The sequence below is a fragment of the Aeromonas sp. 600527 genome (genome assembly GCF_049175415.1).
Taxonomy (GTDB): Bacteria; Pseudomonadota; Gammaproteobacteria; order Enterobacterales; family Aeromonadaceae; genus Aeromonas; species Aeromonas veronii_A.
The window spans coordinates 96,098-113,171 of record NZ_JAAKVA010000002.1 but is presented as its reverse complement, the minus strand read 5'-3'; the positions used below and the strand labels follow the sequence as shown (position 1 = coordinate 113,171).

The window sequence follows — 17,074 nt, the reverse complement described above, 5'->3', positions numbered from 1 at the left end:
CAAAGGGCTTGCCATATTGTGGTAAGCCCTTAAAAATTTTATTTACTCGGGCTTGTCTGTCATCCACTGGTCCCATATAGGAAGTGGTTGTAGCGTTTCGAACATAAAATCGATAAATGAACGTACCTTTGGATTGGTATATCGGCAAGGAAAGTACAAGGCATATAATCCATGGGTATTGTGAATCAGTTCATCGTCTAGAGTAAGCGGAATTATATCACCTTGGCGTATATGGTCACCTAATAGATAGGTTGGAAGATATGCAATACCTTGATGTTGCAACACTGCTTTTAATAAGACCAGACTACTATTGGCTTGTATCGGCACTTTGATTTTAAGTGATTGTTGAAGACCATCACCATCCACATTTTTCATCACAGGGGTTAATCCTGGATAAATCAAACATTGATGGTTTTCTAATTGTGAAATTGAAGTTGGTTTGCCATTGCATTTTAAATATTCAGGACTGGCGCAGTATGCCCAATTGATTGAGGCTAATTTTCGTAAAGAATAGTTCTGTGGTGGGTTGGATGTAACTCTCAAAGCAATATCAAAGTTACACTCATTTAAATTGACAAAATTATCGTTCAGATCGATGTATAAATTTACATCTGGATATTTTTTTTGATATTGGTCAATGAGTGATATTAACTGGGTATAGCCAAAAGCCATTGAGCACGTTATTCTCAACTCACCCTGAGGGTGGTTATAAAATCCCGCAGTGGTATTGAGTGATTCATCTATATCCAAGAGCAACTGGGTCGCCCGTTCATAGAGATATTGACCCGCATCGGTGAGCGTCAAGCTTCTGGTGGTTCGCTTCAGTAACGTCGTGCCCAGTTGTGACTCTAAATTTGATAACCCTTTACTGATAGCTGATGGCGATACATTTAGTTGAATACCAGCCTCTTTAAAACCACCACACTCGACAATTTTAACCAAAATTTCCAATTGTTTTAGTGATGCTAAGTTACTCATAGTTTCCTTAAATCCACAGTGTCAGTGCTCGTAGCCGTAGAGTCAAAATTGAATGCCTTGTCCCGGGTAGGTACGAAATCAACCGATTGATGGCCAACAAGTTGGGTGGAGACTGGTTTTACCGCATCATTCCAGAGTTTGTTGGAAATCCGGAGTGAGTCCGCGCCCATTCTGGGTTTGGATTCATCATCTTGAAGATTTGAATAGACCGATACTCTATCGGGGCTGTTTTGTTTGAACGCGGTTGTATCTATCGGATTGGTGACAATGACTACTACTGGTTTTGCATGTGCTGGTGAGGGGTGATAATACGCGATTTAACCCCCCGGCTGGCAGTCGCAAGATCACAAAACAGCTAATTTATAATCAAATTTCAGCTTGGTTATGTGCAGTGGTGTCACGTCCCTCTTGGAGGGTGGTTTGCCTTAAAGCAAGGCCCGGCGTTGTTTCCCAAATCGATACAGCTTGAATGGAACTAACTGAGGACTTGGTGATCTGATCACCACCATCCTCTTCAAGTCTGCATCATAGGCACATCGCTTCACCCCATCACCAACTGGCCTCAATACAACAAGTCTTTGATTAACCGAGGTTCACTCACCTTCTGGGTTGATGTCGAGGCCATGTGCAACTGGTTTCACCACGACCATCATGGACAACGGGGACGCAGCCAGCTCAACACCGACCAGACCATCTGCACATTCCTGATGCTCAAGGGGATTTTCAGCCTCACGCTTCGCGCAACTCAGGGGCTACTCGACTCCCTGTTCGAGTTGATGAACGTACCGCTTTGTGCCCCCGATTACAGTTGTGTCAGCAAGCGGGCCCGCACGGTGACGGTGGCTTATCGACAGCCCCCAAAAGGACGTATTACCGATTTGGTTATCGACTAAACCGGGCTGAAGGTGTTTGGTGAAGGCGAGTGGAAGGTCAGAAAACACGGCGCCGAAAAGCGCCGAGTCTGGCGCAAGTTGCATTTGGCGGTAGACCCGGCAACCCACGATGTCGTGGCAGCAGAAGTGTCATTGGAGAATGTCCATGATGCCGAAGTGTTGCCGACCTTACTCAATCCACTGCGGCGCAAGCTGGAGCGTGTTTATGCGGATGGCGCCTACGACAGCAAAGCCAGCCATCAGCTGATAGCAGGTAAAGGGGCGACAGCCTGTATCCCGCCTCGCAAGAACGCGGGGTTATGGAAAAAGGGACACGCAAGAAATGAGGCCGTGCTGGTAATGCGTAAGGAAGGGCTGGCGCACTGGAAGAAGATATCGGGATACCACCGTCGCTCGCTGGCAGAGACGGCGATGTATCGGTTCAAGCAGTTGTTGGCGGGGAAAATCAGTCTGCGTAACTACAACGGCCAAGTGGGAGAGGTCATGGCATACGTATGTGCGATGAACAAACTGAATGCCCTTGGCCTACCTGTCAGAAAGCCCCGAGTGTAGCGCTCACCCGGGGCTGGGAACGTCATGACTTGCTGGCTGATTTGGGAAACAACGCAGCAAGGCCCCATTCTGATGAACTGGAGGTGATGGCCTTCAACGAGCGCGCCAAAGCCCTCTACGAGGCGCTGGGTTTCAAGGTGCAGTCGCAGATCATGGCCAGATGAGCTGTTTGTTATGGCGAGTAACGCCGCGTCACTCCCCAACCACAAAGGCCCGTTACGGGCCTTTGTTCGTTTCGTCAGCGGCTCTTTGCCTTGTTACTTTTCACTGAGCTGTGCGGCAATCAGCGCGGCCAGTCGGGTGAGGGCCTGCTCCAGCTGCTCGCTCCAGGGATGGGAGCTGTTGAGGCGCAGGCAGTGGTTGTGTTGTCCCTGACTGGAAAAGAGCGCGCCGGGGGCTACTGAAAAACCACTGCCCAGAGCCTTGGCGTGCAGGGCGCGGCTGTCGAAATGGGCAGGCAGCGCCAGCCAGAGAAAGTAGCCGCCATCGGGGGAGGAGATCCGCACCTCGTCCGGCAACAGCCGTTGCAGGGCCGCCCGCATCTGCTGCTGGCGCTGGGCCAGGGTGTGGCGCAGACGGCGAAAGTGGGCATCGACCCCGCCCTGACGCAGTATCTCGGCCAGCGCCAGCTGGCTCGGCACATTGGTGGAGAGGGTGGACATCAGCTGCAGCCGCTGGATCCGCTCGGCATGGGGCCCCGCCACCACCCAGCCGACCCGAAAGCCCGGCGCCAGACACTTGGAGAAGGAGCTGCAGAGCAGGCTGTCACCGCGCTGATCCCAGTGCTTGATGGGCTTGGGGCGCTCGCGACCGAAGTAGACCTCGGCATAAACGTCATCCTCCACCAGCGGCACCTTGTGGGCGCTGAGCAGCGCCATCAGCCCCCGTTTGTGCGCATCCGGCATGGTGTGGCCCAGCGGGTGCTGCACATTGCCCATCAGCCAGCACGCTTTGATCGGCATCTGGCTGAGGGCATCTTCCAATAGCGCCAGATCGATACCTACCCCCGGGATCACCGGGATCTCCACCGCCTTGAGTTTCAGCCGCTCGATGGCCTGCAGGGCGCCATAGAAGGTGGGGGACTCTACCACCACCCAGTCACCGGGCTCGGTCAGCACCTGCAGGCTGAGGGAGAGCGCCTCCATGGCGCCGGTGGTGATGATGATCTCCTGCGGATTGACCGCCACCCCGTCGCTGGCATAGCGCTGGGCGATGGCGCGGCGCAGCGCCTCGTTGCCGGGGGGCAGGTCGGCCACCGTGCTGAAGGGGTCGAGTTTGCGCATGCAGCTGGCCAGCGCCCGCCCGAGCTGGGGATGGGGGAACAGGGTCGGATCGGCCACCGACATGCCAAGGGGCACCAGCGCCCGCGATTTGCTCGCCTGCAACACCTCGAACACCAGATCGTTGATATCCACCGAGCCGCTGTAGTGGGTCTGGCTCGGGGTGTGGCGCGCCACCTCTGGCGAGGCAGCCTTGACGTAGTAACCGGACTGGGGACGGGCGAGGATCCGCCCCTGACTCTCCAGCAACTGATAGGCCTGCAGCACCGTCATCGGGCTCAGGTTGTGGGTCTTGCAGCTCTGGCGAATGGAGGGGATGCGCTCCCCCGGTTGCCAGATGCCGTCATCGATCTCGCGGCTCAGGCGTTCGGCCAGTTGTTGGTAAAGAGGCATGATCCGGATCAACTGTTATAGGTGCTATTCACTATAACTGCATCTGTTATAGGTGTCATGACCCGTGGTGTACTTGTCCTGCATGAAACGTGCAAGGCAAATACAACAAAAGAGAGTGACGCATGATCAATCCGGATGACGTGGTCAGCCTGTCGCGCCTGCAATTTGGCGCCACCGCCCTGTTCCACTTCCTGTTTGTCCCCCTCACCCTGGGGCTGTCCTGGATCCTGGTGATCGCCGAGTCGGCCTATGTGATGACCGGCAAGGTGATCTATCAGGACATCACCCGCTTCTGGGGCAAACTGTTTGGCATCAACTTCGTCATGGGGGTCACCACGGGGATCACCATGGAGTTCCAGTTCGGCACCAACTGGGCCTATTACTCCCACTACGTGGGGGACATCTTCGGTACCCCGCTGGCCATCGAGGGGCTGATGGCCTTCTTCCTCGAATCAACCCTGGTGGGGCTCTTCTTCTTCGGCTGGGACAAGCTCTCCCGCGGCAAGCACCTGCTGGTGACCATGCTGGTGGCGCTCGGCTCCAACCTCTCGGCACTCTGGATCCTGATCGGCAATGGCTGGATGCAAAACCCGGTGGGGGCCGAGTTCAACCTGTTGACCCAGCGCATGGAGCTGGTGGATATCGCCGCCGTGCTGTTTAACCCGGTGGCGCAGGTGAAGTTCGTTCACACCGTTGCGGCGGGCTATGTGGCCGCCTCCATGTTCGTGATGGGGGTGAGCAGCTGGTATCTGCTGCGCAAGACGGAAGTGCAGTTTGCCCTACGCTCATTCGCCATCGCTTCCGGCTTCGGGTTGGCGGCCATCCTCTCGGTCATAGTGCTCGGGGATGAGTCGGGCTATCGCACCGGCGAGGTGCAGAAGGTCAAGCTCGCCGCCATCGAGGCGGAGTGGGAGACCGAGCCAGCGCCAGCCTCCTTTACCCTGTTCGGCTTCCCGGATCAGCAGGCGGAAACCACCCATGCCGCCATCAAGATCCCGTATCTGATGGGGATCATCGCCACCCGCTCCATCGACGAGGCGGTGACCGGCCTCAAGGATATCAAGGTGCAGAACGAGGCGCGCATTCGCAGCGGCATGGTGGCGGCAGAGGCCCTCGACCAGATCCGGCGGGGCGATGACACCCCGGCCAACCGCGCTCGCTTCGAGCAGCATGGCAAGGATCTCGGCTACGGCATGCTGCTCACCCCCTATGCCAGCAATATCGCCAAGGCCGGTGAGGCAGAGATTGCCAAAGCGGTCGATGACTCCATCCCGCCGGTGGCGCCGCTGTTCTGGGGCTTTCGGGTGATGGTGGGGCTTGGCGTCACCATGCTGGGGCTGATGGTGGTGAGCTTTGTTCAGCTCTGCCGCAACCGGCTGCAAGACTCGCCACGGCTGCTCAAGACCCTGCTCTGGAGCATTCCGCTGCCCTGGATTGCCATCGAGGCGGGCTGGCTGGTGGCCGAGCTTGGCCGTCAACCCTGGACCATCAGCGACGTGCTGCCGGTCTCGGCCTCGGTCTCTTTGCTTCAGCCGGGCCAACTCTGGTTCAGCCTCATCGCCATCTGTTCCATCTACACCCTGTTGCTGGTGGTGGAGCTGTTCCTGTTGCGCCATGTGATCCGCAAGGGGCCCGCCATTCTCCATACCGGCCGCTACAGCGGTGAACAACCCGAACTTGCGAGGATCGCCTGATGGATTACGCAACCCTGAAACTCATCTGGTGGGCGCTGGTGCTCTTCATGATGGTCGGTTTTATCGTGATGGATGGCTTCGATCTCGGCATCGCCATGCTGCTGCCGGTGGTGTCGAAAGATGACGACGACCGCCGTCTGGTGATCAACAGCGTGGGGCCGGTGTGGGAGGGCAATCAGGTGTGGCTGATTGCCGGTGCCGGTGCCTTGTTCGCCGCCTGGCCACTGGTTTATGCCGCCGCCTTCTCGGGGCTCTACATCCCCATGGTGGTGCTGCTGCTTGGGCTCTTTCTGCGTCCGGTCGGCTTTGACTATCGCAGCAAGCTGGCCGATCCGGTGTGGCGCCGCTGGTGGGATCGGGCGCTGGTGGCCGGCGGCCTGATACCGGCGCTCATCCTCGGTGCGGCTATCGGTCTGGTGATGGAGGGGCTGCCGTTTCGCTTCGACACGGCGCTGCGTCTGCACTATGGCGCGTTCGACTTCCACTGGGGCTGGCTGCTCTCGGTGCTGGCCACTGCCATCAGCCTGTTGCTGCTGCACGGCGCCGGTTTTCTACAAGCCAAGGTGACCGGCACCCCTGCGCTACGCGCACGGGGGATCGCCATCCTGCTGGCCCCGCTGGTGAGCCTCTGCTATCTGCTGGCCGGCTGGCATCTGGTGGATCTGCAAGGGTTTCAGCTGACCGGTGTCGGCACACAACCCTTTGACCCGAATGCCGCCATCAGCCCGCTGATGAAGGGGGTGATCCCCCACGCCGGAGGCTGGCTGCGCAACTACTTTGACTATCCGCTGCTGTGGCTGGTGCCGATCATCGGGGCGCTGGCGCCGCTGGTGAGCGGGATGGCCTCCTGGCTGGAGCGGGGCCGGATTGCGCTGCTGGCCAGCGCTATTGCCTGCGCCGCCATGCTCTGCTCGGTAGCCATCGCCCTGTTCCCCTTCGTGCTGCCCTCATCCCTCGATGCGGTCAGCAGCCTGACCCTGTGGGACAGCACCTCCAGCTACAAGACCCTGGCCATCATGTTCGGCCTCGTGCTGGTGCTGATGCCGGTCAACCTGGGCTACTCCGGCTGGGTCTATCGAGTGGTGCGCGGCAAGCTCGACCTTGCCCGCATCAAGCGCGACAGCCATCAACTCTACTGACCTCAAGGGATCTGCTATGTGGTACTTCACCTGGATTTTGGGCCTCGGATTCGCCCTGCTGCTGGGCCTGTGCAACCTGCTCTGGCTGGAAGCGCGCTGGCAGGCGGACGAACGGGACGGCAACTGACGGCGGGGGCTTGCGCCCCGCCACGGCCGGTGGTTGGCGTTCATACGTCGCCATCGGCCCCTCTCTCCCCCTCTTTAAACGACACACTTTCAACCGACAACCAACCGACAGGTAATTGTGATGAAACAGAGATTGAAAGCGGTGGCGCTGGCCATCGGGTGCGCGCTCACCGTCGCCCCGGCCTGTGCCGAACCGGTACAACTGACGCCACTGGATAAAGCCTTCACCCTGCAGGTGCTCGGCAGTGGTGGCCCCATCTCCGACGATCTGCGTGCCTCCTCCAGCGAGGTGATCTGGTGGAAGGGGAAATCCCGCATCCTGATCGATGCCGGTGGCGGCGTCTACCTGCGCTTCGGCCAGGCGGGGGCCAAGCTCGAAGAGGTCGATTTTATCGGCATCACCCACTTTCACACCGATCATGTGACCGACCTGCCTGCCCTGCTCAAGGGGGCCTACTTCTTCAAGCGCAGCGATCCGCTGGATCTGGCGGGGCCAGAGGCAGGCTCGGCCTTTCCCAGCATGAGCGGCTACTTTGATGCCCTCTTCAACAAGGACAAGGGCGCTTATGCCTACCTGAGCGGCTTCAAGGATGGCACCGATGGCCTCTTCCCCATCACCTTGCACGATGTGCCCTACCAGAGCCCGCAGCCCCATACCGTCTATCAGCAGGATGGGCTGACCATCACTGCACTCGGCATCCCTCACGGTGACGTGCCCTGTCTGGCCTATCGCATCGAGAGCGCCGAGGGGAGCATCGTTATCTCGGCGGATCAGAACGGCAGCAACCCGGCCTTTGTGCCGTTTGCCAAGGGGGCCGACATTCTGGTGATGCCGCTCGCCATCCACGAAGGGGCCGACCCTGTCTCCGCCTCGCTCCATGCCAAGCCATCTGTGGTGGCCAAAATTGCCGCCGAGGTGAACCCCAAGCTGCTGGTGCTCAACCACTGGATGGGGGTTGGCCTCAATCACAAGAAAGAGGCGATGGCCATCGTCAAGCAGCAGTTCCACGGCCAGATCGTGGCCGCCCGCGATCTCTCCAGTTACCCCGTTTCAGCAGTCAAGGAGTCCGCTCATGAGTAACTCAAGCAGCAACAAAACCACCGGCAAACTGACCCTCTCCATCGCCATGACCAGCCTGATTGCCCTGACCCCGGGACTTGCGCTGGCGGCCACCCCGAGCGATGCGCCGGTCAAGGCCGCCCCCAGCGAACAGCACGGCGGCAAGTGTGCGGCGGGCAAGTGCGGCACCGAGAAGCGCTTTGAAAAGCAAACCCTCGACAGTGATCCGCAGGGTCGACTGGTGCGCGCTCGCGATGGCAAGTGTGGCGTGGCGGGCGAGGGGATTGATGGCGACAGAGCCAGCAAGAGCAGCAAGATGACGGAGGGGGTATGCGGCCAATAAGCTCCCGCAGTCGGGGGATCGGGCTGCGCCAGGAGCATCTGGATGCGCTCTGCTCCGGCCCCGTCCGCCCCGGCATCGACTTTCTCGAGCTGGCGCCGGAGAACTGGATGGCCATCGGCGGCGCCAAGCGGGCGCAGCTGCATCAGCTGGCCGAGCGTTACCCGCTGGTGGCCCACGGCCTCAGCCTCTCTCTCGGCGATTGCCAGCCCCTCAATCGCACCCTGCTCAGCCAGATCCGCACCTTTCTGGACGAGTTTGGCATCGAGATCTATAGCGAGCATTTGAGCTTTTCCCGCGACCAACAGGGTTATCTCTACGAGCTATTACCGGTGCCGCGTCAGTGGGAGAACATCCCCTATCTGGCAGAGCGGATCGCGCAGGTGCAGGAGGCGCTGGCCCGCCCGCTGGTGCTGGAAAATATCTCCTACTACCACGGCTATGACCACGAGATGGCGGAGGAGGATTTTCTCGCCGAGCTGGTGGCGCGCAGCGGTTGCGAGCTGTTGCTCGATATCAACAACGTTTTTGTGAACAGCCGCAACCACGGTTACTGCCCCAAGCGGATGATCGCCGGGCTGCCGGGCAATGCGATCCGTTACTTCCATATCGCCGGTCATCTGGAAGAGGCGGATGGCACCTTGCTGGATACCCATGGTCGTCCGGTCTGTGAGGAGGTGGTGGCGCTGACCCGTTATACGGTGCAGACCCACGGTTTGCGCCCCCTGTTGCTGGAGCGGGATCACCATCTGCCACCGCTGGCAGAGCTGGAGGCCGAGCTGGCGCGGGTGCACGGCGCCTGTTGCGAGGCGATCGACCGTCAGGTGCGGGAGGTGCGTTATGGATAGACGGTTATCCCTGATCACTGCGCCCAAAACGGCGCCGCAGCGGATGCAGCAGCAGACCGCCTGGCTGGCGAGCCGGGTGCGGCTGCCGCAGGATGGCATTGCCAGCCACTATGCCCGCAGCGTGCGCGCCAATGTGGAGTCGGTGCTGGAGAGCGCTTTTCCGCTCACCCACGCTCACTGGGCGCCGGTGGACAGGTGGCAGCTGGTAGAGGGCTTTGTTATCCAGCACGGCGCCGAGGCCCCCGAGTTTCACCATATCGCCACCGAGTTGGTCCGCTATGTGCAGCATCGCCACGGCGAGGGCACGCTCAACATGCCCAGGCAGCGGCTGGCACTGCTGGAGTACGAGTGGGCCTGCCTCTGTGTCGAGATTGATGAAGGGGTAGTGCCGCAAGTTATATCGGGGGAGGAGGTGACGGCGGAGAGTCCGCTTGTGCTCAATCCCACCCTGCAACTGCTTGAGCTCCCCTTTGCCATTCGTCGCAGCGGCGTGGTGCCGACTCGGCAGGGCAACCACTTCTATGGCCTGTTTCGCAGCCCGGAACATCAGGTGGTGACCCAGCGCTTGCGCGAATGGGATGTGGCGCTGATCCAGTTGCTGCAACAGCAACCTGGGATCACCCAAGCCGCGTTCCAGCAGCAGGTGCAACAGGTTCGCCGCGATTTTGATCTGAGCGAGTGGGCTCGCCATTTTCACCGGCTGGGTCTGCTGACCTTGTCCGTTGGCGAGCGCCAGCCTGACACTCCCTTGCCCTCATTTAGCAAACACCAAGGAGAATTCCCATGAACAACACTCTGATCCAGTGGTACGAGCGGGCGGTGGCCCAGTGCAAGCGGCTCGATTTTCTAGCCCTGCTGGCCATTCGTCTCTATCTCATTCCGGTCATCTATGTGGGGGCCCACTCCAAGGTGATGGGCTTTGCCGGCACCGTCGCCTGGTTTGGTGCGCCAGTCTCGGAAGGGGGGCTCAACCTGCCGTTCCCGACCCTGCTCGCCTTTCTGGCGGCTGGCACCGAGGTGCTGGGCTGCATCTGCATCGCCCTTGGCCTCTTTACCCGTATCATGGCCATTCCCACCATCTTCCTGATGAGCGTGGCGAGCGCCATGGTTCACTGGAAGCACGGCTGGGATGCCATCGCCACCGGCAGCATGGAGGCTACTGTGCGCCTCAACGGCTTTATCGAGTGGCTGGCCGCCAACTTCCCCGGTCGCTACAACTACATCACCGAGCTCGGGGATCCCGTGATGCTCAACAACGGGATGGAGTTTGCCGCCACCTACTTCGTGATGCTGCTGGTGCTGCTGGTTTACGGCGGGGGCCGCTACGTCAGCCTCGACTACTGGCTCAAGCGGGCGGTGACCGGCAAAGCAGGCGTACCACAGGCGGCATAATGCTTGCCCACGGATAACAAAAACCATAACGACAGAGCGTGAAAAACAGCGAGCGGCCGGGGGCTGCTCGCTGTTTTTGTGCTTTGGGGGGCGTCAGCTACTACTGGTAGCGGCCGACTGCGATGGGGGACTCCTGCTCAATCTGGCCAAGGCGTTCGGCCCACTGGGCGAGCCAGGCTTCCCGCTCTTCTTGCGAGACCCGCACCGGGGCATAGCAGATATGGGGGCGCAGCACGTCGAAGCCGACAAATTGCAGGATCCCGCGCTGGATGGGGCGCAGCACCCCGTCGATATCGCCGTTGAAGCCGTCGGGCAGATAGGCCTCGGCGGGGCCGCCGGTGGTGAGGCTCAGCAACGCCCGCTTGCCGCGAAACTTGCCGCTCTCGTAGATATGGCCCTGACCGTAGACCCGCCCCATGGCAAAGACCCGATCCACCCACCCCTTGAGGATGGCGGGCAGGCCAAACCACCAGAGCGGAAACTGGAAGATCAGCAGATCGGCCGCCTCCAGCTTTTGCATCTCCTGCTCCAGCTGCGGGGCAAAGCTGCCCTGCTCGGTGGCAGCCAGCTCTTCAAGCTGCAGCTTGAGAAAATCGGGATCGCTGGCGGCAGTGAAGTTGCGCCGATCCGAGACGGGATCAAAGCCCATGGCATAGAGATTGCTGGTCATCACTGTGTGGCCTGCCTGCTCCAGCGCCCTGATGGCGTGGCAGAAGAGGGCACCGTTGAAGCTTTTGGGTTCGGGATGGGCATAGACGATAAGCACCTTCATAACAGACTCCGTGGCAAATGATGCGAGGGTGACCGGCTTGGTTACTGAAACAGTTGAGGGCTTGAGGCTGTGTCACAGCATAGAAGCCTGCCGCACCGATTGCAGCAGGCGCCACGCCCTTGGGTGACGCCTGCTGGCGCAGCTTATGCTTGACAGGCGGCGAGCCGGAGGGCTTCGCGGCGCTCGCTGACATGGGTCAACCCGTAGGCCAGCAGCACGATAAGGGCGCCGATCCAGGGGGTGTGCATCAGGCCGAGGTGCTCTACCACAAAACCACCAACCACAGATCCCAGCGCAATGCCGACGTTGAAGGCGGCGATATTGAGGCCGGAGGCCACGTCCACCGCCTTGGGGGTGTGCAGTTCGGCCTGCTTCACCACCAGTACCTGCAGACCCGGCACGTTGCCGAAGGCAAAGGCGCCCCACACCAGCACGGTGAGCACGGCCAGCACCGGATGGGGTGCGGTGAAGGTGAGGGCCAGCAGCACCAGCGCCAGACCGGCAAACAGCAGCTTGAGCGCAGGCAGGGGGCCCATCTTGTCGGCCAGCTTGCCACCCCAGATATTGCCGACGGCGACCGATACCCCGTAGACCAGCAGGATCAGGCTCACCGCACCGGCGCTAAAGCCGCTCACCTGCTGCAGGATGGGGGCAAGGAAGGTAAACGCCGTGAAGGCGCCGCCATAACCGAGGGCGGTTTTGGCGTAGATCAGCAGCAGCGGTTTTTTGGTCAGTACCGAGAGCTGCTCGCGGATGGTGGAGGCCGCCCCTTTGGGCAGGTTGCTCGGGATCTGCAACAGGCTGCCCACCATGGCGACCAGACCCAGCAGGCTTACCACCAGAAAGGTTTCACGCCAGCCAAAGACCTGACCAATCCAGGTGCCGAGCGGTACGCCGGTCACCAGCGCCACGGTGAGGCCGCTGAACATGATGGCGATGGCGCTCGCCGCCTTCTCTTTTGCCACAAGACCCGTGGCGATGGTGCTGCCCACCGAGAAGAAGACTCCGTGCGCCAATCCGGTCAGGATGCGGGCCACGATCAGGCTCTCGTAACCGGGGGCCTGCCAGGCCAGCAGGTTGCCGGCGGTAAAGAGCGCCATCAGCCCTACCAGCAGCCACTTGCGCGGCACCTTGCCGGTGAGAGCCGTGAGCACAGGGGCACCGATGGCTACGCCAAGGGCATAGAGGCTGACCAACAGGCCCGCCGAGGGGAGCGAGACATTGAGCTGCTCGGCGATGGTGGGGATAAGCCCCACGATCACAAATTCGGTGGTGCCGATCGCAAAGGCACTCAGGGTAAGGGCAAATAACGCCAGTGGCATAACAACTCCTTGGTTAGGGACTCCCGACGGGAGAATGGCGCCAGTATGCCGATGGGTTTTGTTGGCAAAAATGATGACAACATCAAATTACTTTTGCCAAATCAGCAGCAATGATAAGGCGTATCAGGCGGCAGGAACGGTTGAGAAAAGGACACCGGTAATCCGGGATAGAGGAAGTAACGACTAATAGGCTGATTTGGGTCATAAAGCCGTTTTTTAATCACCCATGAATATCAGTAATGAAAAACAATGCAAAATGATAATAATTTCCATTATAATGCGCAATTTATCGTATAATAAATCACTTAAAATGAATATAAATAATCTAAAAGTCCGAACGCCTTACATATTGAGTGCACTGATACTTCCTGCACATGTTGCAATTGCCGAGAATATTGCTGATGAAACCATGGTGGTAACAGCAACCGCTGGAAAGGAAAAAAATCTTCTTGAAGCCCCTGCAACCATGACCTTGATCGATGGTCAGGAGCAGAGTAAATATCAAATGACGGGGGATGTCGGTGATCTTTTGGTCGATGCTCCGGGCGTCAATATATCAACCCAGGCTAATGGTTCCCGTAGCATTCGCATTCGTGGCCTGAGCAATGATTACACGCAAGTGTTGTTGAATGGTCGCCGTTCTTATACCAAAGAAGCGCTTTGGCGTGGCAGTGACAGTGCATTAAGCCTTACCCCTACAGTAGCCGTTGATAGAGTCGAAGTTATTCGTGGCCCGATGTCTACCCTTTACGGTGCCGATACCATGGGGGGCGTTGTGAATGTGATAACGCGCAAACACAATGGTGCTGCTGAAGGGGCAATGAGTGTTGAAGGGCAATACAACCAGGGTGATCGAGGTGGTAATGGCCAGGTTTATGGATTGTATTACTCCATGCCTGTCAACGATGCATTGAGTTATACCGTATATGGCAACTATCTGGATATCGCCGAGTCATTTTATGCTGACTACCCTGATGCGACCAAGCGTCGCGGGCAAGAAAACTACAACTTGGTAAATACTTTCGATCTTGCTATTAATGACCAGCATTCATTATCGCTTGATATTCAGCTATCCAATGAAGAGCAGTTGGGTACTGCGATGTTCAACAATCGGTATTATGAACAGCAACGCCGTCTGCAAAGCTACACGCTAGGATATGGCTACCAATCCTCACGACTGAACGTCGATGCCAATCTCTATTACAGTGACTTTGATGTCCAGTATGATCTCCTCACATCAAATAGTACTGAGCATAATTATGGTGGTGATGCCAAAGCCATATTATCGTTCAATCAATATGACATTACGTTTGGCACTGAAACCCGCAATGCCAAAGTAGACAATATTAGTTTTAAGGGGGGCTCCGCAGACAGAAAGAGTTCTGCAGCTTACGTTGAATCCAATCATGCATTGACTGACGCAACTACCTTGACCCTGGGTGGGCGATATGATCATGATTCATTGTTTGGCAGCGAGTTTACCTACCGTGGCTATCTCACCCAAGGGGTAGCTGAGAACTGGAGTATGAAAGCTGGTGTGGGGACGGCATTTAAAGCACCCAGCCTGGCTCAAATATCCCCATATTATTCAGCTCCTGGCTGTGGCGGTCGCTGTAATATTTATGGTAACTCGGCCCTGAAAGCAGAAACTGGCACATTCAGTGAATTGGGGATGTATTATACCAATGGTACTACGTTAGCCAGCGCAACAGTATTCTATAATCAGGTTGATGACATTATTCAACAAGCAAAGAAAAAAAATGGTGACTACACCTTCGTCAATATAGACAAGGCAACTCTGAAAGGCTTGGAACTGTCTGCTACGCATCAATGGGAATATATTGGTCTGGATGCTTCATATACATATCTTGATGCAAAAGATGATTATTCCGGAGACAGACTGGTTGGTACGTCAGAGCATGAAGCTTCGCTCAAGGCGACATGGTATGCTAACTATGCATTAAATATTTTCACTCGGTTGCATTATCGTAGTGAAGTGCGTGGCGAGCTTGGCAATAATGATGTGTCTGATCCATATACCACCCTGGATCTTGGCATGAGTTACGACCTTGCCAATGGAGTGGCACTGAAGATGGGGGTTAACAACCTGATGAATAAAGATGTGTCCAGCCCGGATACGTACACTGAGGTCATTCAGGGAAGAACTTATTATACCGGCATTAATTATGAATTCTAAAACCATGAAAAGGTCTGTTTTTGATAGTATTGAGCGATGGGGAAATCGACTTCCCCATCCGGTGTTCTTGTTCATTTGGCTATCTTTGATAGTCATGGTCGTCTCTTTTATTGCTGCCAAAGCACAACTCTCTTACACCCTGCCTGGCGAGAACACTCAGTACGTTCATAATATGCTGTCATTGGCCGGTATTCGAGAATGGCTTGGTGGCAGTGTTAAAGAGTTTATTAACTTCCCTCCTTTGGGCATAGTCATTATAGCGACGATAGGTATCGGGCTTGCTGACTCTTCCGGATTGATTAGCTACTCGGTGCAACGGTTAGTAAATAAAACTGGAAAATGGCAACTGACCATCAGCATTATAGCTCTGGGGATAGTTTCGAATGTGGTTGGCGCAGTTGGTTATATTGTTTTGATACCTCTGGCGTGCCGTGCCTATCAGGCTGCGGGTCGCTCACCCTTGGTCGGACTTGCAACGGCTTTTGCCGGTGTCGCGGGAGGGACGCATGCAACTATATTCATTACAACCTATGATGTGGTGATTGCTGGTATCACTACATCGGCAGCCCAGCTCATCGATCCTGAATACAGTGTTAGCCCATTGGCGAATTACTTTTTTATGAGTGCCAGTGTCCTTCTATTAGTCGCAGTGGGGTCTTTTATTTCTATCATGGTAGTAGAAAAACGGCAGCATCGGCTAATTGATAATGATGCTACTGATAGTCATCTAATTAGCCATGATATTCCCTGCAATAAGAAAAATGACAGGGCCATGCTGGCTTCTGGTAGCGTATTTCTTTCTGCGATCATCTTCTTTGTTTTATCGGCGGCAGTGCCGGGGAATTGGCTGGCACCCAATGAAGGGCAGCAACTCGCTCGCAGCGAGATCATTAGTGGTCTACCAATAGTTATTTCTATTACTTTTGGCTTGAGTGGTTTAACTTACGGTTATCTATCTGGTAGTTTTCGGGGTGAGCAAGATCTCATCAAGGCATGCCAAAAGAGTTTAAGTCAGCTAGGATTATTTTTGCTGATTATTTTTGTGGCATCCCAGCTGATATATATATTCAAGTTAAGCCAACTTTCAGGCGTGTTGGCCATGTCGATGAGTAACATGGTTGCAGATCTGTCATTGCATCCTGCATTCATTTTGCTACTGGTTGTTATTCTCTGTGCGTTCCTCAATCTCTTTATGGGTTCACCTGTTGTCCAGTGGAGCCTTATGGCGCCAGTGCTTATACCATCACTGTTCTATGTAGATATACCTTTGGAGGTGACCCAAGCTGCATTCAGAATCGGTGACTCGGTAACCAATATCATTAGTCCACTGTTTGGCTACTTGGGGCTTATATTGGCGACGGCGCAAGACTATGACAAAAATGCCAAGTTAGGCACATTAATGTCATTAATGTTGCCGTTTAGCATGGCGTTCTTGTTTGCATGGACGGCCCTCTTGCTGTTCTGGGTATATGTATTGCAGTGGCCCATGGGGATGTAGCAGGAGATTGTCATGCCCCTCATTCCAATGAGGGGCTCTTTTCAACCTGATTTCTGACGGGCAAAGGCAATATGTGCCCAGAACTCCTGCTTCATAACAATGCCAACGGATTATCAATCCGGTTGCTTTGTGATATCTGTTGCCGAGGATGGCAATCTTTCCCAAGGGGTCAGTTTAAGCTGCCTGGAGCGTAGCCTGAAGAGACTCGCCATGATGATGCCTGTTAATCCGGCAAACAGGGCTGTCTGGCGTAGGGCAAATAGTGGGTCTATCTCTAAGGGTTGCCAGCTGAAAAACCACAACAGAATGCTCCAGATCAGGCCAAGGCCGATGCCAAATACCAGAAAGTTGGTAAGCCTGCCCTCGTACTGAGGCGGTTTGACAGACCAACCCAGTTGGCGCAACAACCAGAACAAGGGGGGATTGTAGTTGGAATGCCATACCCCTTTGTTTGCCAGCTCCTGATGGGCGGCGGCCAGCCGCTCTTCAAATGTCATGTTATTCATCCTTGTGAAATAAATAGTGCCATACGGTGCCTTTTGGGCTGCATTGTACAGATAAATCACGAGCATGATGTGGGCTCGCGGTCA

15 protein-coding genes and 2 pseudogenes are annotated in these 17,074 nt (G+C 56.4%); 12 read left to right on the top strand and 5 right to left on the bottom strand.

Annotation, left to right across the window (positions count from 1 at the left end; genetic code table 11):
• Positions 1-42 precede the first annotated feature (42 nt).
• Positions 43-978, bottom strand: coding sequence for a LysR family transcriptional regulator (locus G5154_RS04010; protein WP_421250372.1), 936 nt, complete (start codon positions 976-978; stop codon positions 43-45).
• 527 nt (positions 979-1,505) lie between these two features.
• On the opposite strand from G5154_RS04010, the pseudogene G5154_RS04005 reads away from it, so the two are divergent.
• A pseudogene (locus tag G5154_RS04005) lies at positions 1,506-2,423 on the top strand (IS5 family transposase).
• Between the two features lie 77 nt (positions 2,424-2,500).
• A pseudogene (locus G5154_RS04000) lies at positions 2,501-2,587 on the top strand (GNAT family N-acetyltransferase); the annotation flags it as partial.
• Between the two features lie 93 nt (positions 2,588-2,680).
• Here the strand turns inward: G5154_RS04000 and G5154_RS03995 are convergent.
• Positions 2,681-4,096 carry a PLP-dependent aminotransferase family protein gene (locus G5154_RS03995; RefSeq protein WP_421250371.1) on the bottom strand — a complete coding sequence of 472 codons (1,416 nt, stop codon included), beginning with the start codon at positions 4,094-4,096 and terminating at the stop codon, positions 2,681-2,683.
• A gap of 122 nt (positions 4,097-4,218) precedes the next feature.
• On the opposite strand from G5154_RS03995, the gene G5154_RS03990 reads away from it, so the two are divergent.
• The 8 genes from G5154_RS03990 (at position 4,219) to G5154_RS03955 (ending at position 10,695) form a co-directional block, all read left to right on the top strand.
• Positions 4,219-5,790, top strand: coding sequence for a cytochrome ubiquinol oxidase subunit I (locus tag G5154_RS03990; RefSeq protein WP_421171885.1), 1,572 nt, complete (start codon positions 4,219-4,221; stop codon positions 5,788-5,790).
• Positions 5,790-6,929 carry a cytochrome d ubiquinol oxidase subunit II gene (cydB, locus tag G5154_RS03985; RefSeq protein ID WP_421250370.1) on the top strand — a complete coding sequence of 380 codons (1,140 nt, stop codon included), beginning with the start codon at positions 5,790-5,792 and terminating at the stop codon, positions 6,927-6,929. The genes G5154_RS03990 and cydB overlap by 1 nt, the downstream gene beginning before the upstream one ends.
• A 16-nt stretch (positions 6,930-6,945) precedes the next feature.
• On the top strand, positions 6,946-7,056 hold the full coding sequence (gene cydX, locus G5154_RS03980) for a cytochrome bd-I oxidase subunit CydX (RefSeq protein WP_005337572.1): 111 nt from the start codon (positions 6,946-6,948) through the stop codon (positions 7,054-7,056).
• A 120-nt stretch (positions 7,057-7,176) separates the two neighbouring features.
• Positions 7,177-8,136 (top strand): MBL fold metallo-hydrolase, encoded by a 960-nt coding sequence (locus tag G5154_RS03975; RefSeq protein WP_421250369.1) that lies wholly within the window; start codon positions 7,177-7,179, stop codon positions 8,134-8,136.
• Complete coding sequence (locus G5154_RS03970) at positions 8,129-8,458, top strand: hypothetical protein (protein ID WP_128815724.1); 330 nt, start codon at positions 8,129-8,131, stop codon at positions 8,456-8,458. Before G5154_RS03975 ends, G5154_RS03970 begins: the two co-directional genes overlap by 8 nt.
• A complete protein-coding gene (locus tag G5154_RS03965; RefSeq protein WP_421250368.1) occupies positions 8,446-9,303 on the top strand; it encodes a DUF692 domain-containing protein in 858 nt (285 codons plus the stop codon). Before G5154_RS03970 ends, G5154_RS03965 begins: the two co-directional genes overlap by 13 nt.
• Entirely contained in the window at positions 9,296-10,090 is a 795-nt protein-coding gene (locus G5154_RS03960; protein WP_421250367.1) for a putative DNA-binding domain-containing protein, read from the top strand. The genes G5154_RS03965 and G5154_RS03960 overlap by 8 nt, the downstream gene beginning before the upstream one ends.
• Entirely contained in the window at positions 10,087-10,695 is a 609-nt protein-coding gene (locus G5154_RS03955; RefSeq protein WP_368194582.1) for a DoxX family protein, read from the top strand. Before G5154_RS03960 ends, G5154_RS03955 begins: the two co-directional genes overlap by 4 nt.
• Before the next feature lie 100 nt (positions 10,696-10,795).
• Here the strand turns inward: G5154_RS03955 and G5154_RS03950 are convergent, their stop codons facing one another.
• Complete coding sequence (locus G5154_RS03950; protein ID WP_421250366.1) at positions 10,796-11,467, bottom strand: NAD(P)H-dependent oxidoreductase; 672 nt, start codon at positions 11,465-11,467, stop codon at positions 10,796-10,798.
• Between the two features lie 143 nt (positions 11,468-11,610).
• Positions 11,611-12,789, bottom strand: coding sequence for an MFS transporter (locus G5154_RS03945; protein WP_421250365.1), 1,179 nt, complete (start codon positions 12,787-12,789; stop codon positions 11,611-11,613).
• A 226-nt stretch (positions 12,790-13,015) separates the two neighbouring features.
• On the opposite strand from G5154_RS03945, the gene G5154_RS03940 reads away from it, so the two are divergent.
• On the top strand, positions 13,016-14,986 hold the full coding sequence (locus G5154_RS03940; protein WP_421250364.1) for a TonB-dependent receptor domain-containing protein: 1,971 nt from the start codon (positions 13,016-13,018) through the stop codon (positions 14,984-14,986).
• Positions 14,976-16,484, top strand: a complete 1,509-nt coding sequence (locus G5154_RS03935) for an AbgT family transporter (RefSeq protein ID WP_421250363.1) — start codon at positions 14,976-14,978, stop codon at positions 16,482-16,484. The genes G5154_RS03940 and G5154_RS03935 overlap by 11 nt, the downstream gene beginning before the upstream one ends.
• 113 nt (positions 16,485-16,597) lie before the next feature.
• On the opposite strand, the gene G5154_RS03930 is transcribed toward G5154_RS03935, so the two are convergent.
• Complete coding sequence (locus G5154_RS03930) at positions 16,598-16,981, bottom strand: DUF6404 family protein (RefSeq protein ID WP_421250362.1); 384 nt, start codon at positions 16,979-16,981, stop codon at positions 16,598-16,600.
• Positions 16,982-17,074 lie beyond the last annotated feature (93 nt).